This window comes from Nisaea sp., from assembly GCF_017640745.1.
In the GTDB taxonomy this organism is placed as follows: Bacteria; Pseudomonadota; Alphaproteobacteria; order Thalassobaculales; family Thalassobaculaceae; genus Nisaea.
This window is the reverse complement of sequence record NZ_JAEPQA010000005.1, coordinates 79,750-99,923: the sequence shown is the minus strand read 5'-3', so window position 1 is coordinate 99,923 and position 20,174 is coordinate 79,750. Positions and strand designations below refer to the sequence as shown.

24 protein-coding genes are annotated in these 20,174 nt (G+C 62.6%); 16 read left to right on the top strand and 8 right to left on the bottom strand.

Annotated elements, in window-relative coordinates:
- Positions 1-9 precede the first annotated feature (9 nt).
- Genes JJ959_RS05835 through JJ959_RS05825 form a run of 3 tightly spaced genes read left to right on the top strand, consistent with a single transcriptional unit; the run spans position 10 to position 2,901 of the window.
- Positions 10-990, top strand: coding sequence for an ABC transporter ATP-binding protein (locus JJ959_RS05835; protein WP_292880748.1), 981 nt, complete (start codon positions 10-12; stop codon positions 988-990).
- 14 nt (positions 991-1,004) lie between these two features.
- Entirely contained in the window at positions 1,005-2,021 is a 1,017-nt protein-coding gene (locus JJ959_RS05830) for an oligopeptide/dipeptide ABC transporter ATP-binding protein (protein ID WP_292880746.1), read from the top strand.
- Entirely contained in the window at positions 2,008-2,901 is an 894-nt protein-coding gene (locus tag JJ959_RS05825) for an N-formylglutamate amidohydrolase (RefSeq protein ID WP_292880744.1), read from the top strand. Before JJ959_RS05830 ends, JJ959_RS05825 begins: the two co-directional genes overlap by 14 nt.
- Here JJ959_RS05825 and JJ959_RS05820 read toward each other — a convergent pair.
- Entirely contained in the window at positions 2,889-3,077 is a 189-nt protein-coding gene (locus tag JJ959_RS05820) for a hypothetical protein (protein WP_292880741.1), read from the bottom strand. The two genes, JJ959_RS05825 and JJ959_RS05820, sit on opposite strands and share 13 nt — an antisense overlap.
- Before the next feature lie 196 nt (positions 3,078-3,273).
- Entirely contained in the window at positions 3,274-4,041 is a 768-nt protein-coding gene (locus JJ959_RS05815; protein WP_292880738.1) for an NAD kinase, read from the bottom strand.
- Positions 4,042-4,247: 206 nt separating this feature from the next.
- Here JJ959_RS05815 and JJ959_RS05810 point away from each other — a divergent pair, with 206 nt between their 5' ends.
- On the top strand, positions 4,248-4,703 hold the full coding sequence (locus JJ959_RS05810) for a molybdopterin-guanine dinucleotide biosynthesis protein A (RefSeq protein ID WP_292880735.1): 456 nt from the start codon (positions 4,248-4,250) through the stop codon (positions 4,701-4,703).
- 12 nt (positions 4,704-4,715) lie between these two features.
- Here JJ959_RS05810 and JJ959_RS05805 read toward each other — a convergent pair whose 3' ends face one another.
- Together JJ959_RS05805 and moaA are read right to left on the bottom strand one after the other, a co-directional pair.
- The gene (locus JJ959_RS05805) at positions 4,716-4,883 is read right to left on the bottom strand and encodes a hypothetical protein (protein WP_292880733.1); all 168 of its coding nucleotides are present in this window, start codon (positions 4,881-4,883) and stop codon (positions 4,716-4,718) included.
- A gap of 75 nt (positions 4,884-4,958) precedes the next feature.
- Positions 4,959-5,951: a GTP 3',8-cyclase MoaA gene (moaA, locus tag JJ959_RS05800; RefSeq protein WP_292880731.1), complete on the bottom strand. Its 993-nt coding sequence runs from the start codon at positions 5,949-5,951 to the stop codon at positions 4,959-4,961.
- A 162-nt stretch (positions 5,952-6,113) separates the two neighbouring features.
- Between moaA and fdhD the strand changes: the two genes are divergently transcribed.
- The 3 genes from fdhD (at position 6,114) to JJ959_RS05785 (ending at position 8,067) form a co-directional block, all read left to right on the top strand.
- Positions 6,114-7,007, top strand: coding sequence for a formate dehydrogenase accessory sulfurtransferase FdhD (gene fdhD / locus JJ959_RS05795; RefSeq protein WP_292880729.1), 894 nt, complete (start codon positions 6,114-6,116; stop codon positions 7,005-7,007).
- Positions 6,997-7,626 (top strand): molybdenum cofactor guanylyltransferase MobA, encoded by a 630-nt coding sequence (gene mobA / locus JJ959_RS05790; protein WP_292880727.1) that lies wholly within the window; start codon positions 6,997-6,999, stop codon positions 7,624-7,626. Before fdhD ends, mobA begins: the two co-directional genes overlap by 11 nt.
- A 102-nt stretch (positions 7,627-7,728) precedes the next feature.
- A complete protein-coding gene (locus JJ959_RS05785) occupies positions 7,729-8,067 on the top strand; it encodes a hypothetical protein (RefSeq protein ID WP_292880725.1) in 339 nt (112 codons plus the stop codon).
- 9 nt (positions 8,068-8,076) lie between these two features.
- On the opposite strand, the gene JJ959_RS05780 is transcribed toward JJ959_RS05785, so the two are convergent.
- Both JJ959_RS05780 and JJ959_RS05775 read right to left on the bottom strand, forming a co-directional pair.
- Positions 8,077-9,123, bottom strand: a complete 1,047-nt coding sequence (locus tag JJ959_RS05780) for a DUF364 domain-containing protein (RefSeq protein ID WP_292880723.1) — start codon at positions 9,121-9,123, stop codon at positions 8,077-8,079.
- Positions 9,124-9,169: 46 nt separating this feature from the next.
- The gene (locus tag JJ959_RS05775) at positions 9,170-9,373 is read right to left on the bottom strand and encodes a DUF3553 domain-containing protein (RefSeq protein ID WP_292880722.1); all 204 of its coding nucleotides are present in this window, start codon (positions 9,371-9,373) and stop codon (positions 9,170-9,172) included.
- Positions 9,374-9,585: 212 nt separating this feature from the next.
- Here JJ959_RS05775 and JJ959_RS05770 point away from each other — a divergent pair, with 212 nt between their 5' ends.
- From JJ959_RS05770 to JJ959_RS05745, 6 genes are all read left to right on the top strand, one after another.
- Complete coding sequence (locus JJ959_RS05770; RefSeq protein WP_292880721.1) at positions 9,586-10,209, top strand: histidine phosphotransferase family protein; 624 nt, start codon at positions 9,586-9,588, stop codon at positions 10,207-10,209.
- A gap of 179 nt (positions 10,210-10,388) precedes the next feature.
- The gene (locus JJ959_RS05765; protein ID WP_292880719.1) at positions 10,389-13,109 is read left to right on the top strand and encodes a chemotaxis protein CheW; all 2,721 of its coding nucleotides are present in this window, start codon (positions 10,389-10,391) and stop codon (positions 13,107-13,109) included.
- A gap of 7 nt (positions 13,110-13,116) precedes the next feature.
- The gene (locus JJ959_RS05760; RefSeq protein ID WP_292880717.1) at positions 13,117-13,608 is read left to right on the top strand and encodes a chemotaxis protein CheW; all 492 of its coding nucleotides are present in this window, start codon (positions 13,117-13,119) and stop codon (positions 13,606-13,608) included.
- 59 nt (positions 13,609-13,667) lie between these two features.
- Entirely contained in the window at positions 13,668-14,033 is a 366-nt protein-coding gene (locus JJ959_RS05755; protein WP_292880714.1) for a response regulator, read from the top strand.
- Positions 14,034-15,221 carry a chemotaxis response regulator protein-glutamate methylesterase gene (locus tag JJ959_RS05750; protein WP_292880711.1) on the top strand — a complete coding sequence of 396 codons (1,188 nt, stop codon included), beginning with the start codon at positions 14,034-14,036 and terminating at the stop codon, positions 15,219-15,221. It abuts the gene before it with no gap.
- Positions 15,222-15,227: 6 nt separating this feature from the next.
- Entirely contained in the window at positions 15,228-16,064 is an 837-nt protein-coding gene (locus JJ959_RS05745; protein WP_292880708.1) for a protein-glutamate O-methyltransferase CheR, read from the top strand.
- A gap of 91 nt (positions 16,065-16,155) precedes the next feature.
- On the opposite strand, the gene ctrA is transcribed toward JJ959_RS05745, so the two are convergent.
- Entirely contained in the window at positions 16,156-16,878 is a 723-nt protein-coding gene (gene ctrA, locus JJ959_RS05740; RefSeq protein ID WP_292880706.1) for a response regulator transcription factor CtrA, read from the bottom strand.
- Between the two features lie 177 nt (positions 16,879-17,055).
- Between ctrA and fliI the strand changes: the two genes are divergently transcribed.
- Together fliI and JJ959_RS05730 are read left to right on the top strand one after the other, a co-directional pair.
- Positions 17,056-18,414 carry a flagellar protein export ATPase FliI gene (fliI, locus tag JJ959_RS05735; RefSeq protein ID WP_292880704.1) on the top strand — a complete coding sequence of 453 codons (1,359 nt, stop codon included), beginning with the start codon at positions 17,056-17,058 and terminating at the stop codon, positions 18,412-18,414.
- Between the two features lie 8 nt (positions 18,415-18,422).
- Positions 18,423-18,839, top strand: coding sequence for a flagellar FliJ family protein (locus JJ959_RS05730; RefSeq protein ID WP_292880701.1), 417 nt, complete (start codon positions 18,423-18,425; stop codon positions 18,837-18,839).
- Between the two features lie 18 nt (positions 18,840-18,857).
- Here the strand turns inward: JJ959_RS05730 and JJ959_RS05725 are convergent, their stop codons facing one another.
- On the bottom strand, positions 18,858-19,631 hold the full coding sequence (locus tag JJ959_RS05725) for a hypothetical protein (protein ID WP_292880698.1): 774 nt from the start codon (positions 19,629-19,631) through the stop codon (positions 18,858-18,860).
- Here JJ959_RS05725 and JJ959_RS05720 point away from each other — a divergent pair.
- Positions 19,630-20,100, top strand: a complete 471-nt coding sequence (locus JJ959_RS05720; protein ID WP_292880695.1) for a hypothetical protein — start codon at positions 19,630-19,632, stop codon at positions 20,098-20,100. The two genes, JJ959_RS05725 and JJ959_RS05720, sit on opposite strands and share 2 nt — an antisense overlap.
- Positions 20,101-20,174 lie beyond the last annotated feature (74 nt).

Sequence of the window (20,174 nt, the reverse complement as noted above, 5' to 3'; positions counted from 1 at the left end):
TCAGGTCAGATGAGCGATCAGGCGACTCTCGAGGTCCGCAATCTGCAGACCCATTTCTTCACCAAGGCCGGCGTCGTGAAGGCGGTGAACGATGTCAGTTTCTCCGTCGGCAAGGGCAAGATCCTTGGCCTCGTCGGGGAATCCGGATCCGGCAAGACCGTCACCGGGTTTTCCATCCTCGGTCTGGTCGATGAGCCGGGCCGGGTGGTCGGCGGTGAGATCCTCTATCGCGGGGAAAATCTCGTCGGCGCGAGCCAGGAGCGGATGCGGCAGCTGCGCGGCAACAATGTCGCGATGATCTTCCAGGATCCGATGATGACGCTGAACCCGGTCCTGCGCATCGACACGCAGATGATCGAGGCTATCAAGGCGCATCACAAGGTTACCGACGACGAGGCGCGTCAGCGTGCCCGTGACGCGCTCGGCCAGGTCGGCATTCCGTCGCCGGACGAGCGTCTGAAGAGCTATCCGCACCAATTCTCGGGCGGCATGCGCCAGCGCGTGGCGATCGCCATCGCGCTGCTCAACAAGCCGGATCTGATCGTTGCGGACGAGCCGACCACGGCACTCGACGTCACCATCCAGGGCCAGATCCTCTACGAGGTGCAGAAGCTCTGCGCCGAGACCGGGACGGCGATGATCTGGATCACCCACGATCTCTCGGTGGTCGCCGGCCTCGCGGACGAGGTTGCGGTGATGTATGCGGGGCGCGTCGTCGAGGCCGGCAAGGTGGACGACGTGCTGGATGCGCCGATGCATCCCTATACCGCGGGCCTTATCGGGTCCGTGCCGAGCCGCAATGCGCGCGGCAAGCGTCTGCATCAGATCCCGGGGATGACCCCGTCGCTCCTCAACCTGCCGGAGGGCTGTGCCTTCGCGGCGCGCTGCAATTACGCGACTGCGGCCTGCGAGCAACCGCCGGCACTGGAGAACGCTGCGGGAGCGCGCCAGATCCGGTGTCATCACCCGCTCGTGGCGGAGGCTGTCTGATCATGGCGATGGAAATGGATAAAGCAGCATCCGGCGCGACGCCGATCGTCCGTCTCGACGGCATCTCGAAGCGCTTCACCAAACATCTCGATCTCGCGGCCAAGATCGGCCAGCGCCTCGGTGCGAACGTGCGCGAGGAAACGGTTCATGCCGTCGACAATGTCTCGCTTTCGATCGCCGATGGCGAAGTGGTCGGGCTGGTCGGCGAGTCCGGCTGCGGCAAATCCACGCTCGGCCGCGTGGTGGCCGGCGTGCACGAACCGAGCGACGGGAAGATGTTTTACCGTGGCCGGGATGTGACCGAACTCAAGGGGGCCGACGCGCGCGACGCGCAGCTGAAGATCCAGATGATCTTCCAGGATCCGATGAGCTCGCTCAATCCGCGCTTGCGCGTCCGCGACATCATCGGCGAAGCACCCCGGGTGCACGGCATCGTCAAGCCGAACGAGGTCGAGGACTACGTACAGAGCGTGATGCTCCGGGTCGGGCTCGATCCGAGCTATGTGCGGCGCTACCCGCACCAGTTCTCCGGCGGCCAGCGTCAGCGCATCGGCATCGCCCGCGCGCTCGCGGTGAAGCCGGACTTCCTCGTCTGCGACGAGTCCGTCGCCGCGCTCGACGTCTCGATCCAGGCGCAGGTGCTCAACCTCTTCATGGATCTGCGCGAGGATCTCAATCTCACCTATCTCTTCATCAGCCACGATCTCGGCGTCGTCGAGCATCTGAGCGACCGGGTGGTGATCATGTATCTCGGCCGGGTGGTCGAGAGCGCCCCCACGTCCGAGCTCTTCAGTGCACCGAACCATCCCTATACCAAGGCGTTGCTGGAAGAGGTTCCGCGGCTCGATACCCGCAAGCGGACCTTCGTGCCGATCAAGGGCGAGATCCCGTCGCCGATCGACCCGCCGCCGGGCTGTCATTTCCATCCCCGCTGCCCGCATGCGACGGAACGCTGCCGGATCGAGCAGCCGGCGCTGAAGGAAGTGGCGCCGGGGCGGATTTCGGCCTGTCACCTGAATGACGGTCTCTGACGGTATCGGCGGTCGGGTCAGACGGGTCGCCGGCGTACTGAAAGAGCGTCTTCCGGCGGGAGAACCGGTTCCGGTTCTCTTCGACTCTCCCCATTCCGGGCGCACGATCCCCGATGATTTCGTCACCGCCGTCAGTTTGGCGGATCTCCGCACCGGGGAAGACGCGTTCGTCGACGATCTGGTTTCGGGCTGTCTCGATCACGGGATCGGTCTCATCGCGGCGGAGTTCCCGCGGACCTACATTGATGTCAACCGGGCGGTCGACGATATCGACGAAAGCCTGCTCTCCGAGCCGTGGCCCGGCGGCGCCAATCCGACCGACAAGAGCGTGCGCGGCATGGGGCTGATACGGCGGGAAATCCTCAGCGGCGTTCCGATCTACATGGCGCCGCTTTCGGTCGCCGAAGTCACGGCCCGCATCGAGACCTATTACCGGCCATATCATGCCGCGGTGAAAGAGCGGCTCGACAGGCTGCATGCCGCGCACGGAGCGGTCTGGCATGTCGACTGGCATTCCATGAAGCCGGTCGGCGTCGCGATGAATGTCGATGCGGGCGAGGCACGTCCCGATTTCGTGGTCAGCGACGGGGACGGGCTAACCGCTGCGCCGGATCTCGTCGAGACCGTCGCGGGCTGGCTCCGGGAGCGCGGCTACTCGGCGTCCGTCAATGCGCCTTACAAGGGCGCCGAGATGATCCGGCGGTACGGTGCGCCGGAGCTGGGGCGTCACTCGATCCAGATCGAAATCAACCGACGGCTCTATCTTGATGCCGACCGGATGCTCAGGACGGAAGGGTTCGCGGAGTTGAAGCGTGATCTGGACGCATTCTCGGCCTGGCTGGCCGAACATGTCCGGGATGCGGCGGGTCAGCTCTCCTGACCGAGTGCTTTCCGGTGCTGTTCCTGGAGTGCCTGAAGTTGCTCTATTCTTTTCTGAGCCTGCTTGGCGGTCCGCAAATAGCGGGCGGCCTTTCGCTTGCGCTCTTCAAGATAGGATTTCAGATCGTCCGATGTGGTCGGACCTGTATCGTCGAACTTGTCCCAGTAACCGGCCATCCCTCATTTCCCCGTAAATGTAGAGTTCCGATCTAACGCTCTGATCTGTATTCCTTAATTTAAAAAAGTAATCATTTCGTTAACGCTTGGCCGCCGGCGCGCAGCTATCTCGTCGACGGGGCGGAAGCGGCATCTTGGCGTGCGATCAGCCCCATCGCCGTCCCGTGCGCCGGGATCGGGTTCGCCGGTCGAGCGTTCAGGGAGCGAACTGTTCCTTCAGAACGCGTTCTTCCAGGTTGTGCTGCGGGTCGTAGAGCAGGGTGAGGGGGATCGAGCGGTCCTCGCGCACGCGGACCCGGACCACGTCCCGGACTTCGGTGGAGTCCGCCGTCGCGCTGATCGGCCGCTTTCCCGGATTGAGCACGTCGAACTGGATCTTTGCCTCGTGCGGCAGGAGTGCGCCGCGCCAGCGCCGTGGACGGAAAGCGCTGATCGGCGTCAGTGCGAGCACGCCGGCGCCGAGCGGAATGATCGGGCCGTGGGCCGAGAGGTTGTAGGCGGTGCTGCCGGCCGGGGTCGCGACAAGCACACCGTCGCAAACCAGTTCCTCGAGGCGGACGACGCCGTCGATGGTGATCCGGATCTTGGCTGCCTGCGCGGTTTCCCGGAGCAGCGATACCTCGTTGATGGCGAGCGCCTGCGTGACGGTGCCGTCCGCTTTTTCCGCTTCCATCCGGAGCGGGTGGAGGATCACCTGCTGCGCCGCCTCGATGCGCGCCACCAGATCGTCCGGAGAATATTCGTTCATCAGGAAGCCGACGGTGCCGCGGTTCATCCCGAAGACCTTCACCGGTCTCTCGAAATTGTCGCGCAGTGTGTCCAGCATCTGCCCGTCGCCGCCGAGCGCGACAATGACGTCCGCCTCCGCCTGAGAAACGCTTCTGTACCGGGAGGTGAGAGCTGCGCAGGCTTCCTGAGCATCCGGCGCCCTGGAGGCGGTGAAAGCGATTTTCATGGGAGGCATTCTCGATCCGGATGCGGTTTCAGGACGCCCGGGAAAGCGCGGGGCGGCCGTTTCAGGCCTTTATTCGATGCGTGCGACTATGCATGATCCTCGGGGCATGATCCACGTGCAATCGGTCATGAATGAAATGCGCTTGCACGATTTGGAACCGGGGGGATTTCAGGATGGCTATGACCCGAGCGGCTGCTCGCCTGTGGACTGCGCTCTTGATTATGGTGATGGCCTGCGTCGGCGGCGGGGCCGCCTTCGCTGAGTCTCGCCATGCCGGCTATTACTATCCGGAGTCGGTGACCGAGGAGCAGTACGTTTCCCGGGCGCAAAGCATTCCGCAGGCGACGCGCGAAAGCCGGCTTGCCTTCGTCTCCGGCGTCGCCAAAAGCGTGAGCGAGCGGCCCTATCCGCCGCAGCGCGCGATGTTCGCGAAGGGGGACGAGGCCCAGAAGCTGATCATCGTCAGCCTCTACGACAACCATATGACAACGCTTGCGCAGGCCCGCGCGGTGCTGGCGCTGATGACCGGCGTGGCGCGGACGACCCAGATCATGCGCGAACTCCAGGTCGAGTCGATCTTCAACTTCCTCGATTTCTGCAAGATGCTCGGCTTCACCGAACTGACCGTCAGCGACGGACGGACCTATGCCCATCGCATCGTGATCGAGTAAGCCGCCCGCGTTTCAACGCAGCAGATAGAGGCAGAGCAGCAGGGAACGCTGATCGAGTGTCGGCAGGCCGAGCCCGCATCCGGCCCTGCAGGATCCGAGCGCGCCAAAGGCGCTAAGCGGAAGCTGGAATTGCATCTGCCGAAGGGCGAAGCTCTGAAGCTGTGTCGTGCGTCGTCGCATGTCCGGGCCTCCGGATCGAATGTTGCTGATGCAACAGGGACAGCGCGGACAGTGCTTTCGTGAAGAGCGCGGTGACTAGCCGCCGGTGACACTCATATGACGGCTCACCGCAGGGCCGTTGTGCCGACGGTCGATGATGAAATCGTGCCCCTTGGGCTTGCGCGAAATCGCCTCTTTGATGGCAGTGATCAGCTGCTCGTTGCCTTCGCTCGCCCGGAGCGGCGCCCGCAGGTCCGCGGCATCGTCCTGACCGAGGCACATATAGAGCGTGCCGGTGCAGGTGAGGCGTACGCGGTTGCAGCTTTCGCAGAAATTATGCGTGAGCGGCGTAATGAAACCGAGTCGTCCGCCGGTCTCTGCGACCTCGACATAGCGCGCCGGGCCGCCGGTCTTGTAGGGAATGTCTTTCAGCGTGAAGCGCTCGGAGAGCTTGGCCCGGACGATGGAAAGCGGCAGATACTGGTCGAGCCGGTCTTCGCCGCCGATATCGCCCATCGGCATGACCTCGATCACCGTCATGTCATAGCCGTTGTCGCCGCACCATTGCAGCATGTCGCCGAGCTCGGCGTCGTTCACGCCCTTGAGGGCGACAGCATTGATCTTGATGGCGAGACCGGCGCGCTTCGCGATCTCGATGCCGTCCAGCACCTGGTCAAGCTTGCCCCATCGGGTGATGCTTTGGAACTTTCCGGCATCGAGGGTGTCGAGCGAGACATTCACCCGGCGGACGCCGCAATCGTAAAGCTCGTGCGCGAAGCGGCCGAGCTGGCTGCCGTTCGTCGTAACCGTCACTTCCTCGAGCGCGCCGCTTTCGAGGTGGCGCTGCATGCCGCGGAATAGACTCATGATGTTGCGGCGGACCAGCGGCTCGCCTCCGGTGAAGCGAAGTTTCTTCACGCCGAGATCGACGAAGGTCGAGCAGAGGCGGTCCATTTCCTCCAGCGTCAGAAGGTCCTTTTTGGGCAGGAAGGTCATGTTTTCGGACATGCAATAGACGCAGCGGAAGTCGCAGCGGTCCGTCACAGAGACCCTGAGATAGCTGACGTCGCGTCCAAATGGATCGAGCATGTCTTCTCCCTGCCGGCCGGATCGTTTGCGGCCGTTATGCACATCCAGATATAGCGCCCGTCGATGATAGCTTCAATATCGCGTCGAAAAATCCGGCCGTCGAGCCCGCGCTTTACCGCGATGTGGATTGCCTGCGTCGGGCGCACTGACCATAGTTAAGCCATGACACAGGACATCCCCGACTATCTCGTCGGCCCCCGGCCGGACGATCCGCGCCTGACGCGGCGGCTGACCGGCCTCGATCACGAAGGCCGGGAGCAGGAGATTTCGGTGATCATGGAGCGGCCGCTGACAATCTTCCTGAACGGTCAGGAAATCGTCACCGCCATGACCATCGGCGATTTCCCCGACTATCTCGCGGTCGGTTATCTGCTCAATCAGAACATGCTTCGCCCGGACGATGTGATCACCGGGGTCGAGTATGACGAGGACCTCGAGGTCGTGGTCGTTCGTACCGAACGCGAAACGAATTACGAAGAGAAACTGCAAAAAAAGATTCGCACCTCGGGATGCGCCCAGGGGACGGTGTTCGGCGATCTGATGGAGAAGTTCGAGGATATCGAGCTGCCGCGCGATGCCGTGCTCAGAACGTCCTGGATCTACGCGCTTTCCCGGCAGATCAATACGACGCCGAGTCTCTATCTCGAAGCGGGCGCGATCCACGGATGCGTGCTCTGCCGCGAGGACAAGCCGCTGATCTACATGGAAGACGTCGGACGCCATAACGCCATCGACAAGATCGCGGGCTACATGTTCCTCAACCGGATCGAACCGGGCGACAAGATCTTCTACACGACGGGCCGACTGACCAGCGAGATGGTGATCAAGACCGTGCAGATGGGCATTCCGATCCTGATATCGCGCTCCGGCTTCACCGCCTGGGGCGTCGATCTCGCGCGCGAAGCCGGTCTGACGCTGATCGGACGGGCGAAAGGCAAGCGGTTCATCGCCCTCTCCGGCGGCGAGCGGCTGATTTACGACGCGGATCTGGCATCCGTCGGCGAGGAGCCTGTCCGGAGCGCGCGTAAGGCGAGTGTGGCGTCCGATGCCGATTGAGCGGGACGACATCGTCGGTGTTCTGCTCGCGGGCGGTCAGTCGAGGCGGATGGGCGGCGGCGACAAGTCGCTGAGGCACCTCGCGGGACGGCCGATCCTCTCGCATGTGATCGAGCGGATCCGCGGTCAGGTCGGGAAACTCGTCCTCAACGCGAACGGCGATCCGGAACGCTTCGCAGGTTTCGACCTGCCGGTTGCCCCGGATGTCGTTGAAGGGCAGCCGGGGCCGCTTGCCGGTGTCCTTACCGGAATGCGCTGGGCAACACAACATGCGCCCGAGGCGAGCTGGATCCTGACCGTTGCGACCGACGCGCCTTTCGTGCCCACGGACATCGTGTCGCGGCTGTTGGCGGCAATCGAAGCGGAACATGCGGACCTCGCTTGCGCCGCTTCGGGCGGGCGCAGACACCCGGTGATCGGCCTCTGGCCGGTGCGGCTCGCGGACAATCTGCAAAAGGCGATAGAGCAGGAAGATATCCGAAAGGTTGATCTCTGGACCGCGCGCTTCAAACTTGCGGTCGCCGAATTCTCCGAAAAGCCAACCGATCCGTTTTTCAACGTCAACCGCCCGGATGATCTGGACGAGGCGGAGCGGGTCTGTCAGGTCGGTGTGCTTTAGCATCCTGTTTTCACTTTTTCGTAGAAGGCCTTCTCATTCGGTCCGCATAGGCGTAAGATTCTTAAAGCTTTTCTTCACCTCGCGACCCTCCGGCGGCACCCGATGACCCGAGTTTTATCGACCCTTCTGATCGTGACGGCGCTGGCCGGGCTCACCGGTTGTTTCGGCGAAGAGGAAAAGCCGGGGCCGAAGATGGACTTCATCCATGTCCGCAACGACTCCTCTACGGAGGCCCGGGTTCGTGTGAAACTCTGGACAGAGGACATTCTGATCGTCTCGGCCGGAGATTCCGGGAAAATGGAATTCAAGGCCGGATCCCGGACCGTTCAGGTCGAGGCGCGGAGCCGCAAGCAGTGGGACGATTGCTGGGTGACCATGCAGGTCGGCGAGACGCTGGTCGTTTCCGATGCCGGCGAGCGGATCGGTTGCTCGGTCGAATAGACCGCCGGATTATTCTTCAGAGAGCATTATCTGTCGGCCATATGGCTTGAAGGCTTTCACACCGCCGCCTTCCGCAATGATTTCGCGTGTCTTTTCACGGTCCCCGACGATGAACCCGGCGAGCCTGTGGATGCCGTAGGCGTGAAGCGCGGGGGCAAGCGGGGCGCCCGGGCCGACGAGAGTAACCCGGCTGCCGGTTGCCAGCCGTAGCAGTCCGGCGAGCGTGCCGTTGCTCCAGGCGGATGCGGTGACGACGAAGTGTTCCGCACCCGGAATAACGTAGGGCGCCGCATCCGACGGCAGATCGTCGGGGCCGGGATGCTTCTCCAGCACGATCGCGCCGGGGCGTTTGCGGGCCAGTTCGGGAAAACGGCCGACGATCACGGTCCGCTCCGTTCCGGCTCCGGGTTCCGGCAACAGGCCGTCGCTGACTGTGCCGGCGACGGGGGGCCTGTGACCTGCATTCGCGGCCGCGCATGCGAGGGATCGTTCGATCCCGGCAGCCATGCGCAGGCCGCCTGCGAGCGCGCTCAGCGGTGCCCCCACGTAATCCTCGCGGAGAGTCACCGGAGCATCGGGAGCCGATCCGCTCGCGAGCAACGGCATGGCGGCGAGGCCGACGGTTTCCTCCGTCTCCACCATCGCCCAGCGTGCCCCCGCAGTGACGCGGGTGATTGTCAGGGGCGGGACGTTGCGGATCAGTTCCTCGTCCATACGTTCGGGGCCCCACCACTGGAACAGGCGTTCCGGCAAGACCGGCTGGGGCCGGAGGTCCCGGATGGCGGAATGGCTGGCAGAGCCTCTGAGGAGAAGCGGGATTCCGTATTTTTTGGCGGCTTCGAAAACCGGCGGCAGCTCATGGTCGGCGGGGCGGCAGTCCGCTTCCAGATCCAGAAATGCGAGATCCTGGCCTGGCGAAAGAATGTCGGATCCGAGAATTGCGACGGACCATCGGCGGTCGTTCAGGCGCCGGACGAAATCGTCGGCCGAACCTGTGGTCCCGTCTTCGGTTTCGGGAATGACCCAGGCGGGTGTCAGGCGTGGAAGCGGGAGCATGCAAGTATAGTCTCATTGCCCCGGACATGCGGGGCGGGGCGGCGGATCAGCCGAAACGGGCGGCGCGTCTCTCTTCGACCATATCGTCGGCAGCGACCAGGTCTACTTTCGCACTGTTGATCAGCTGCTTGCCGCGATGTTCGAAATTGACGGTCACGCGATCTCCGACCACGGACTGGATCTGCCCTATTCCCCAATCCGGTTCGTCCGCCAGCATCACGAAACTTCCAGGAGTGAGGAAATTGGACATTGCACCCTCGTAAACATTGCGTCTCGATGCTGCCGCGGCACTTAAAAAAACCGCGATTAATGAATTGTGAAGGAAAGCGGAATCAAACTTCAACAAGTTTCGGTGCGGCAATTTTCTCGACCCAAGGGGAAAGGCCGTGCCTGTATTGTGTGTTAGGATTTCGCAGCTAGCACGAAAGACCGGGGACTTTCCGCATGTCAGAGCATATGGGCTTGATTGATATACTTTTATCGCGGCTTTTCCATGATCTGATCAGCCCCGTAAGCGCGACCGTGAATGGGGCCGAGCTGATTTCGGACCTCGGCGGCGGCGGCGGCGATCTCGAGCAGGAAGCGCTTGCGCTGATCGGAACCAGCGCGCGGCAAGCCTCTGAGCGCCTGTCGTTTTTCCGAGTCGCGTTCGGCGGGGCGGGATCGACAGCGGATCAGTCCGTAGCGGACGGCGCCGCTCTGGCCGAGCCTTACCTGAAGGCGAGGAAGATCGCGTTCGAACTCGAATGCGCGGCGGATCCGAAGGCTGTCCGGCCCTCGGTCGGTGGCATCAAGGTGGCGCTCGGGTTTGTTTGCACGCTTTGCGAGTGCCTGCCGCGCGGGGGAAGCATTGCCCTCAGCGTCACCGGTGAGGCCGGTGAAGAGATGGTGCTGAAGGCGACGGGCGACGGTGCCAATCTGCTCCCCGAGGTTGCGTCCGCGCTCGAAGAGGGCGCTGAATCAGCCGATCTGACCAGCCGATCCGTGGTCGCCCACATCGCGGCGGAGAATGCGCGGCGCTTCGGAATCGATTTCGTCGTGCAAGAGGGGTTGAATGCGCTCGATATCAGATTGCGGAAGCAATGATGAGCTTCCGAAACCGCCGGATCGGGATGGGCGCATTTGCGCTAAATGGGTTAACGTTTTTTTTATCGGTTTAATTTACGGTCTGCCGTGTACGGGTAGATTGAACCCCGGTCTGGATTGAAAGATTTCCCGATCGCAGGGTTTGCGGCCGCTGAACGAGGAAGAGTGGGGTTAAATTTATGGATGAACTACTCAGCGAGTTCTTGACTGAGACGTCCGAAAGCGTTTCGGAGCTCGATGTCGAACTGGTTCAACTGGAACAGAATCCGAATGACCAGGCTCTTCTCAGCAATATCTTCCGGCTGGTGCATACGATCAAAGGTACTTGCGGCTTCCTTGGACTGCCGCGCCTCGAAGCTGTTGCGCACGCCGCGGAAAACGTACTTGGCCGCATCCGCGACGGAAGCCTGGAGGTCACGCCCGACGCAATCACGCTGATCCTCGAGTCCTTCGACCGGATCAAGTGGCTGCTGTCTTCCCTGGAAGAAAACGAGGTCGAACCGGAAGGTGACGACCAGGACCTGATCGACCGTCTCAACATAGTCGCCGAGGGCGGCGCGCTCGGCGAGGACGCCGGAGCCGCCGCACCGGCGGAAGAACCGGTTGCCGAGGAGCCCGCGCCGGAACTCGACCGCGAACTGAAGCCGGGAGAAGTCAGCCTGGACGAACTGGAGCGCGCCTTCATGGAAGCGCCCGGTCCGGAAGACATGGCCGCCGAAGAGCCGGAAGCCGAGGCTGCAGAAGAACCGGCCGAGCCGGAACCTGCTGCCGAAGCGCCGCCGCCGGCCGCGAAAAAGGAAGTCGCCGTCAGCGGCGGGCAGAGTGTCGCGAAGCAGCCGGAGCAGGACAAGCAGGTTCGTGAATCCGCGGTCGCGAACCAGACGATCCGCGTCAATGTCGATCTGCTCGAAAACCTGATGACCATGGTCAGCGAGCTAGTGCTGACCCGTAACCAGCTGATGCAGATCTCCCGGAATGAGAAGGACAGCGAGTTCACCGTTCCGCTGCAGCGTCTCAGCCAGGTCACGTCCGAACTGCAGGAAGGCGTCATGAAGACGCGCATGCAGCCGATCGGCAATGCCTGGTCGAAGCTGCCGCGTCTCGTCCGCGATCTTTCGATTGAATTGAACAAGAAGATCGATCTGGTGATGCTCGGTGCCGATACCGAACTCGACCGCCAGGTGCTTGAGCTGATCAAGGATCCGCTGACCCACATGGTTCGCAACTCGGCCGATCATGGTATCGAGGAGGGTGCCGACCGTGTCGCGGCCGGGAAGCCGGAAGGCGGAACCATCACGCTGAACGCCTATCACGAAGGCGGTCACATCATCATCGAGATCAAGGACGACGGCAAAGGCCTCGATCCGGAGAAGATCAAGGCTAAGGCGATCGCCAACGGTCTGGTCGCCGAGTCCGAAGCCGACTCACTGTCCGAGCAGCAGATCCAGCAGTTCATCTTCCGTGCGGGCTTCTCGACGGCCGCCCAGGTCACTTCAGTCTCCGGCCGGGGTGTGGGCATGGACGTCGTGCGCACCAATATCGAGAAGATCGGCGGCACCATCGAGCTGAAGTCGGTTTTCGGCAGGGGCTCGACCTTCATCATCAAGATCCCGCTGACCCTGGCCATCGTTTCGGCGCTGATCGTGGAGGCCGGCGGCGAGCGTTTCGCCATCCCGCAGCTCAGCGTCGTGGAACTGGTCCGGGCGTCGAGCAACAGCGAGCACAAGATCGAGGAAGTCCACGGCACGCCGGTGCTGCGTCTCCGCAATCGCCTGCTGCCTCTGGTTTCGCTCCGGCGTCTGCTCCGGCTCGACGAGGGTGTCGAGGAGATGCCGCAGGAGACCTTCATCGTCGTGCTTCAGATCGGTACCTATTCGGTCGGCATCATGGTGGATCGGGTGTTCGACACCGAGGAAATCGTGGTCAAGCCGGTGGCGCCGATCCTGCGCAACATCACGCTCTTCTCCGGCAACACCATTCTCGGCGATGGCAGCGTGATCATGATCCTCGATCCGAACGGGATCGCCGCCGCCAGCGGGGAGCTCAAGATGGTCGACGAGGATGCCAAGGATACCGCGCGTCAGCTGGCGCACCGTTCCGACGTCTCCTCGCTGCTTCTCTTCCGCGCCGGGGGCAAGAGCCCGAAGGCCGTGCCGCTCGCACTTGTCGCGCGCCTGGAAGAGATCGATCTCGCCTCTGTGGAATACTCCGAAGGCCGGCCGCTGGTGCAATATCGCGGCCAGCTCATGCCTCTGATCCCGATGGTCGAGGACATGAAGCTCGAGATGGAAGGTCGCCAGCCGGTGCTCGTCTTCACGGACAACGACCGCTCCATGGGCCTGATCGTCGACGAGATCGTCGACATCGTCGAGGACCGGATCCATATCGAGGTCCGTCCGGACCATCCGTGGCTCATGGGCAGTGCGGTCATCGCCGGCAAGGCGACAGAAGTCATCGACGCGGGTTACTACCTGACCCAGGCCTATGGCGACTGGTTCGGCTCCGCCGACAGCGACAGCCAGGAGCCCGAGGCGTCGCGGCGGGTCCTGCTGGTGGACGACAGCGCGTTCTTCCGCAATCTCATCAAACCGCTGCTCTCGGTGGCGGGCTATGAGGTGACGATCGCCGAGCATGCTGAAGCCGCTCTCGATCTCTGCGAGAACGGTGCCGATTTCGATGCCATCATCAGCGATATCGAGATGCCTGGTATGGACGGCTTCGAATTGACCCGCCGTCTGCGCTCGATCGACCGCTGGCAGGAGACACCGATCATCGCGCTCTCGTCGCACACGAGTCCGCGTGATCTCGACCGTGGCCGTGAAGTCGGCTTCACGGACTATATCGCCAAACTTGACCGTGACGCGCTGCTCGAAACGCTGGCGCAAACCATCGACGCGTGAGGGACTGATGACCGACCTACCTGCGACTCAATCCACCGGGCAAAGCCTTATCGCGCTTGGCGAGCTGAAGCAGTTCGTCTCGATCATGATCGGCAAACAGCTCTTCGGAATTCCGGTGCTTCAGGTGCATGATGTGCTTGGACCGCAGCGGATAACCCGGATCCCGCTCTCTCCGAAGGAAGTGGCCGGATCGCTCAATCTGCGCGGCCGCATCGTGACGGCGATCGACATCCGGAGCCGCCTCAACATGCCGCCGAGAGCCGACGATCAAGAAGGCATGAGCGTGGTTGTCGAAGACCAGGGCGAGCTTTACAGCCTGATGGTGGACTCGGTCGGCGAGGTGCTCTCGCTGGATGAAGCGACCTTCGAACAGCATCCCTCGACGTTGAGCGAGAATATCCGTGAGGTCTCGACCGGAATCTATCGTCTCGATAGCAGTCTTCTGGTTGTATTTGATGTACCGTCGCTCCTGCGGTTCCAGGGTGAGGAAGCGGCCTAGAGTGCATCGCTCGGAAGAGTGTGCGACAATCTACGCGTGACGATTCGCGGAGCTATTAGATGAAGACCTGTCTGATTGTGGATGACTCCAAGGTCGTTCGTATGGTGGCCCGGAAGATCCTCGAAGAGCTGAAGTTCGAGACTTCCGAAGCCGAAGACGGACAGATTGCACTGGACGTCTGCAAAGCCGAACTTCCCGATGCCGTTCTGCTTGACTGGAACATGCCCGTAATGAGCGGGATCGAATTCCTGCGCGAACTCCGAAAGCTTCCGGAAGGTGACCGGCCGCTGGTGGTGTTCTGCACCACGGAAAACGACATGGCCCACATTCAGGAAGCGCTGGCCGCCGGTGCCAACGAGTACATCATGAAGCCGTTCGACAGCGAGATCATTGAAACCAAGTTCTCTCAGATCGGGTTGTTGTAGATGCGCGGAACTATTACGTCCGCGGCGTCAAAACCGCGGTCGAATGACCCGTACCGAGTCATGCTGGTGGATGATTCCGCGGTGATCCGCGGGCTCTTCACCCGATTTCTCGAGGCCGATCCCGACGTCAAGATCGTTGCATCGGTCGGCGACGGGCAGCGCGCTATCGATACTCTCAAGAACAATGACGTCGAGATCATCGTGCTCGACATCGAGATGCCGCGGATGGACGGCATCACGGCGCTTCCGGAACTTCTGAAAGTCGATCCGAAAGTGCAGATCGTCATGGCATCGACCCTGACAGCACGGAACGCGGAAATCTCCCTCAAGGCATTGTCGCTCGGCGCTCGCGACTATTTGACCAAACCGAGTTCGACCTCCGAAATGACGGGCGCGGCCGATTTCCCGAGCGATCTATTGAGCAAGGTGAAGGCTTTCGGTGCGCAGCGCCGCCGCAAGGTGGGCGCTGCCCAGCCGTCCGGTGCTCCCGCTACCGCACGCACCGCCGCACCAGGCAAGACGGACGCGCCGGCACGACCGGCCGCAGCCCGCCCCGCCGCAGCGCGTCCGGCTCCGGCTGCATCCGCGCAATTCACGCTCAGAAAACCGAGCGGCCGGAAGCCGGAGGTGATCGGGATCGGCAGTTCGACCGGGGGGCCGCAGGCCCTGTTCAAGGTGCTGGCCGATATTCCGAAAACGATCCGCCAGCCGATTCTGGTCACGCAACATATGCCGCCGACCTTCACGACGATCCTGGCGGAGCACATCACGAAATCCTCTGGCTGGGTCTGTTCCGAGGCAAAATCGGGGGACGTGGTGGCGCCGGGGCGGATCTATCTGGCTCCGGGCGGTTATCACATGACCGTGAAAGCGGAAGGCACCGAAAAGGTGATCGCGCTCAATCAGGAGCCGCCGGAGAATTTCTGCCGTCCGGCGGTCGATCCGATGATGCGGAGCCTGATCAAGGCCTATGGTCGCGTGCTTGCGGTGATATTGACCGGAATGGGGCATGACGGTCGCGAGGGGTGCCGCGCGGTTGTCGAGGCCGGCGGCGACGTGATCGCCCAGGATGAAACGACGAGTGTGGTCTGGGGCATGCCGGGAGCGGTTGCGCAAGCGGGATTGTGCTGCGAAGTTCTCCCAGTTACGGATATCGGCGCCAGCGTCCAGCGGTTGGCGAGGGGGTAGGCTGGTATGAACAGCTCAGATTTCGAATTCCTGTCCAGTCTGCTGTACAAACAGTCGGGTCTCGTTCTCACTCCCGACAAAGGATATCTGCTTGAAACGCGGCTGCAGCCGGTTGCGCGCAGCCACGGGCTGAATTCCATCGAACAGATCGTATCGACGCTCCGTTCCCGGCGGGACGAGCGGCTGGTCAATTCCATCACCGACGCGATGACCACGAACGAGTCCCTGTTTTTCCGCGATCGGACTCCCTTCGAGCAGTTCAAGACCGTCGTGCTGCCGAAGCTACTTGAGACCCGTGCGGCGAAGAAGCAGATCCGGATCTGGAGCGCCGCCTGCTCTTCGGGGCAGGAACCGTATTCGCTTTCCATGATCCTCGACGAATTGTCCGCCAGGCTTGCCGGCTGGCGCATCGAGATCATCGCCACAGACATTTCCAGCGAGATGATCGCGCGTGCCCGTTCCGGCATCTATTCGCAGTTCGAAGTGCAGCGCGGTCTGCCGGTCCAATTGCTGGTGAAGTATTTCCAGCAGGACGGGGATCGCTGGCAGCTGAACGAGAAGATCCGCCGGATGGTGACCTTCCGTGAGTTCAACCTGCTGCAGGATCCGCGCGCCCTTGGCAATTTCGACGTCGTATTCTGCCGCAACGTTCTGATCTATTTCGATCAGAACACCAAGCGTCAGGTGCTCGACGGGATCTCCCGGCAAATGGCTCCGGACGGGTATCTCTACCTTGGCGGCGCCGAAACCGTGATCAGCATCACGGACAAGTTCCAGCCGGTGAAGGGTCAGCGCGGCATGTACATGCCGACCGGTGCCGGAGGTCAGAAGGCCGCGATCTGACACCGCGGCCGGCAGGCGGTTCGGGACACAAAAAAGGGGCTGGCTCCGATCGGGCCAGCCCCTTTTTATTGATCGGTCGGAGAAAGTGCGGCTACTCGGCCGGCTCCTTGACCCGCTTGCTCTTCGATGCGGTCTCGGTTTCCGGATCGCGCAGCACATAGCCGCGGCCCCACACCGTTTCAATGTAGTTGGCACCGCCGGTCGCTTTCGAGAGCTTCTTCCGCAGTTTGCAGACGAAGACGTCGATGATCTTCAGTTCGGGTTCGTCGATGCCGCCATAGAGATGGTTCAGGAACATCTCCTTCGTCAGCGTCGTGCCCTTGCGCAGGGAGAGCAGCTCGAGAATCGCGAATTCCTTGCCGGTGAGATGGACCGGCTTGCCGTCGACCTCCGCGCTCCGTGTCGTCAGGTTGACCGAAATCGGACCGGTTTCGATGACCGAGTCGGAATGGCCTTTGGAGCGGCGGATGATCGCCTGCATCCGGGCGATCAGCTCGCGCCGGTCGAAAGGCTTGGTAAGATAATCGTCGGCGCCGAATCCGAGGCCTTTGATCTTGTTGTCCATTTCGGACAGGCCCGACAAAATCAGGATCGGCGTCTCGACCTTCGAGCTGCGCAGACGGCGGAGGACCTCATACCCATCGAGGTCCGGCAGCATCAGGTCGAGCAGGATGATGTCGTAATCGTACAGACGGCCGATTTCGAGACCGTCCTCTCCGTGCTCGGTAACGTCGACGACAAAACCTTCGGACTTCAGCATCAGTTCGATGCTTTGCGCGGTCGCGGTATCGTCTTCTACCAGGAGTACTCGCATGGGACCCTCCCTAAATTTTCCTTATTATAAACGTTAACGTCTTTAGATAAACAAACCGTTAACCTATGGCTTCACCGGGGCGAAAGCGTGCCAGACGTCTTGGTTGATGATAGACTTTATTAACTAGGTTGGCGAACGGGCCTGAAAAGGGCTTTTGTCCCTGTAGGAGAGCGTCAAGTGGCGACAGCCCTTGGAAACCTCGCATCTGAAATCGACAAGATTGCCGAGTTCCGGCTTTACGGCCGGGTGACCGCCGTTCTGGGAATGATGGTCGAGGTCGGCGGCGTCGACCGGGCGCTCTCGATCGGGGACCGGCTGCATCTGCAGGCCCGGAGCGGCACGCGGGTGAGCTGCGAGATCGTCGGATTCAAGGACGGGCGCGCGCTGGCAATGCCGTTCGGGTCGCTCGATGGAATCGGCATCGGCAGCCGTGCGGAGATCTCCGATGCGGCGCCCGTGATCTTTCCGCATGAGGGCTGGCTCGGCCGGGTCGTGAACGCCATGGGCGAGCCGGTGGACGGCAAGGGGCCGCTCGGCGACGGTCCGAAAGGCTGTCCGGTGAAAACCCCGCCGCCGCCGGCCCATGCCCGTCAGCGTGTCGGCGAGAAGCTCGATCTCGGGGTTCGTGCGATCAACACCTTCATCTCGGTCTGCAAGGGCCAGCGCATGGGCATCTTCGCCGGCTCCGGAGTCGGCAAGTCGATGCTGATGTCGATGATTGCCCGCTTCACCCAGAGCGAGGTGAATGTGATCGGGCTGATCGGCGAGCGCGGGCGCGAAGTGCAGGAATTCATCCAGGATTACCTCGGCGAGGAAGGCCTCGCCCGCAGCGTGGTGGTGGTCGCCACCTCGGACGAGTCGCCCCTGATGCGCCGGCAAGCGGCCCATCTGACACTTGCCGTCGCGGAATATTTCCGCGACGAGGGCAAGACCGTCATGTGCATGATGGACAGCGTGACCCGCTTCGCCATGGCGCAGCGCGAGATCGGTCTGGCAACCGGGGAGCCGCCGGCCTCGAAGGGCTATACGCCAACGGTCTTCGCCGAGCTGCCGAAACTGCTGGAAAGGGCGGGGCCCGGAACTGGCGAGGGGACGATCACCGGACTCTTCACCGTGCTGGTCGAGGGCGACGATCACAACGAACCGATCTCCGACGCGGTGCGCGGCATCATCGACGGCCATATCGTGCTGGACCGCGGGATCGCGGACCGGGGGCGCTATCCCGCCATCAACGTGCTCCGAAGCGTGTCGCGGACCATGCCGGACTGCAACACGGCGTCAGAAAACGCTCTGGTGCGCCGCGCCAGATCTCTCATGGCGACCTACGAGAACATGGCCGACATGATCCGCCTCGGCGCCTATCGCCGGGGCAGCGATCCGGAAGTGGACGAGGCAATCCTCTATCATGACTCTCTCGAGCGTTTCCTCTCGCAGGACAAGAACGAGGCCGCGACGCTCGATGCCGGATACGATCAGCTCGATGCGATCCTTTCGATGATCGGCGACGCGTCTCCCGAAGCGGACGACGACGATTAGGGTGAGCCGTGAGCCAGTTCGAACAACTCGTCCGCCTCAGAACCTGGGAACTTGATGAAAAGCGCCGCGCGATGGGCGCTCTGCTCGCGGAGGAGGCGGCGTTGCTCGCAGAATCCGAGGCTATGAAGCGAGAGTTCGAGAAGGAAAAGCAGGCGGCTGGCGCTTCCCTGGAAGCGCGCCGGACACTTGAAGGCTACATGGTCCATTTCAAGCAGCGCGAAAAAGCCCTCGCCGGCCGTATCTCGGCGAAGCGCACGGAGATCGATGCCGCCAACGAGGAGGTCCTCGACGCCTATCAGGAGCTCCGCAAGGCCGAAGCCGCGCAGGAACAGCATGCCGCCCGGGAAGCGGAACGGATCGCCCGGCTCGAGCAGATGGAACTGGACGAGATCGCGCTCAACATCATGAAGCGGCGCGAAAGCTAGCGTTTCGGGGGCAGGCGATCACGCGTAGACGTCCGGCCCCTGCCGTCCGTCCGGCATCAGTTCGGCGAGCGGAAGCGGGGGAAACTCCTTCTGCACCTTGAAGCTGACCGCGCCTTCCATGCCTGTTCGGGCAGCCGTGGTCTCGAAGATGTCGATGATGTCCGCCCGCATCTGTGACGGCAGCGCGTGCCTGGTACGGATCAGGAGGGAGAGCGACTTCTTTGCGACCGACCCGTCGATCTGGAATGGGCCGAGGCCGCTCAGGGCAAGGTCGACGATAAAACGGGTTTCACCGTCTTGTCCGCTCTCCTCGCTGTCCTCGTCGCGGCGCTTCTTCCTGTCGTCCCGTGGCTGAAACGGAGCCGGAAGGATGAAGAACCGCAGTTGTTCCATCACATCGTTGTTCTGCATCGGCATGAAGAAGGCACGCCAGCCGCCGCTCTCCGGACCGCCGTCGCTCGCCCGGTTGAGCGACTGGAAATCGCCGCTGAGGGCGGAAAGCAGGCGGCTGTTCGAACTCTCAAGGCTCTGGCTGGCATCCTTGCCGAGCCAGCTGCCGAGCGATCCGCCGCGGACCGCGGCGAGAAAGAACAGCATGGACGCGGTCAGCTGGGGACCCGGCCGGGCGATGGTCGCGGCAAGTTGTGCTGCGCCTTGGGGCGCTGCGATTTCAAGCGCGCGCAGACTCTCTTCCAGTGCCGGCCATTCGCGGGACAGGACCGAGAGCGGCGTCTGCTGCGAGGTGCCGCTCCGCCCGGCGCTTTCGGCGGCGGCACGGGACAGCATTTCCATGCGGATTTCCGACTGCAGCTGGCTGCTCTCGGCGCGCGCGGCAATGTCGAGCAAGCCGACCGAGGAATTCACGATCGCCTGGCCATTCCCGCCGGTGGCGACGATCGTTCCCGAAATCACCGTGCCCCCGGAACCGGCCTGCGCGACAAGGGCGTTGCTCGCAGGCTGTCCGACGGAGAGCACCCGGACAGGGAAGTCCGCGCCGGGCGGCAGAGCGGTGGCCGGATGCGGAACGGATGCGGCCGGGGCAGAGGTGGCGGTCTGTCCGCTTACGGGACTGGCGGAGGAGTGGGGCGCAGGCGTTACTTGCCGCGAGGTCGTCGGGGAAGCCGCGGCAGCGGATTCCGTTACCGCGGAACCGCTTTGCACCGCCGTTGATGAAGCGGCCACCGGCGTGCCCGAGGCTGATGCCGGTGACGCCACCTGGGTGGACGGACCGGCTACGGAGGTTTGGATCGGCGCAGGCTGACCGGATCCGGCCGGAGCGGAAGCGGGCTGAAGGGAAGGTGACCGGGGCACCGTAGCTGGCGCCGGCGCCGGAGT

Coding starts and splice junctions, on each gene's coding strand:
- JJ959_RS05835 (WP_292880748.1), top strand. CDS start 10: ATGAGCGATCAGGCGACTCTCGAGGTCCGCAATCTGCAGACCCATTTC.
- JJ959_RS05830 (WP_292880746.1), top strand. CDS start 1,005: ATGGATAAAGCAGCATCCGGCGCGACGCCGATCGTCCGTCTCGACGGC.
- JJ959_RS05825 (WP_292880744.1), top strand. CDS start 2,008: ATGACGGTCTCTGACGGTATCGGCGGTCGGGTCAGACGGGTCGCCGGC.
- JJ959_RS05820 (WP_292880741.1), bottom strand. CDS start 3,077: ATGGCCGGTTACTGGGACAAGTTCGACGATACAGGTCCGACCACATCG.
- JJ959_RS05815 (WP_292880738.1), bottom strand. CDS start 4,041: ATGCCTCCCATGAAAATCGCTTTCACCGCCTCCAGGGCGCCGGATGCT.
- JJ959_RS05805 (WP_292880733.1), bottom strand. CDS start 4,883: ATGCGACGACGCACGACACAGCTTCAGAGCTTCGCCCTTCGGCAGATG.
- moaA (WP_292880731.1), bottom strand. CDS start 5,951: ATGCTCGATCCATTTGGACGCGACGTCAGCTATCTCAGGGTCTCTGTG.
- fdhD (WP_292880729.1), top strand. CDS start 6,114: ATGACACAGGACATCCCCGACTATCTCGTCGGCCCCCGGCCGGACGAT.
- mobA (WP_292880727.1), top strand. CDS start 6,997: ATGCCGATTGAGCGGGACGACATCGTCGGTGTTCTGCTCGCGGGCGGT.
- JJ959_RS05785 (WP_292880725.1), top strand. CDS start 7,729: ATGACCCGAGTTTTATCGACCCTTCTGATCGTGACGGCGCTGGCCGGG.
- JJ959_RS05780 (WP_292880723.1), bottom strand. CDS start 9,123: ATGCTCCCGCTTCCACGCCTGACACCCGCCTGGGTCATTCCCGAAACC.
- JJ959_RS05775 (WP_292880722.1), bottom strand. CDS start 9,373: ATGTCCAATTTCCTCACTCCTGGAAGTTTCGTGATGCTGGCGGACGAA.
- JJ959_RS05765 (WP_292880719.1), top strand. CDS start 10,389: ATGGATGAACTACTCAGCGAGTTCTTGACTGAGACGTCCGAAAGCGTT.
- JJ959_RS05760 (WP_292880717.1), top strand. CDS start 13,117: ATGACCGACCTACCTGCGACTCAATCCACCGGGCAAAGCCTTATCGCG.
- JJ959_RS05755 (WP_292880714.1), top strand. CDS start 13,668: ATGAAGACCTGTCTGATTGTGGATGACTCCAAGGTCGTTCGTATGGTG.
- JJ959_RS05750 (WP_292880711.1), top strand. CDS start 14,034: ATGCGCGGAACTATTACGTCCGCGGCGTCAAAACCGCGGTCGAATGAC.
- JJ959_RS05745 (WP_292880708.1), top strand. CDS start 15,228: ATGAACAGCTCAGATTTCGAATTCCTGTCCAGTCTGCTGTACAAACAG.
- ctrA (WP_292880706.1), bottom strand. CDS start 16,878: ATGCGAGTACTCCTGGTAGAAGACGATACCGCGACCGCGCAAAGCATC.
- JJ959_RS05720 (WP_292880695.1), top strand. CDS start 19,630: ATGCGGATTTCCGACTGCAGCTGGCTGCTCTCGGCGCGCGCGGCAATG.
- JJ959_RS05725 (WP_292880698.1), bottom strand. CDS start 19,631: ATGGAAATGCTGTCCCGTGCCGCCGCCGAAAGCGCCGGGCGGAGCGGC.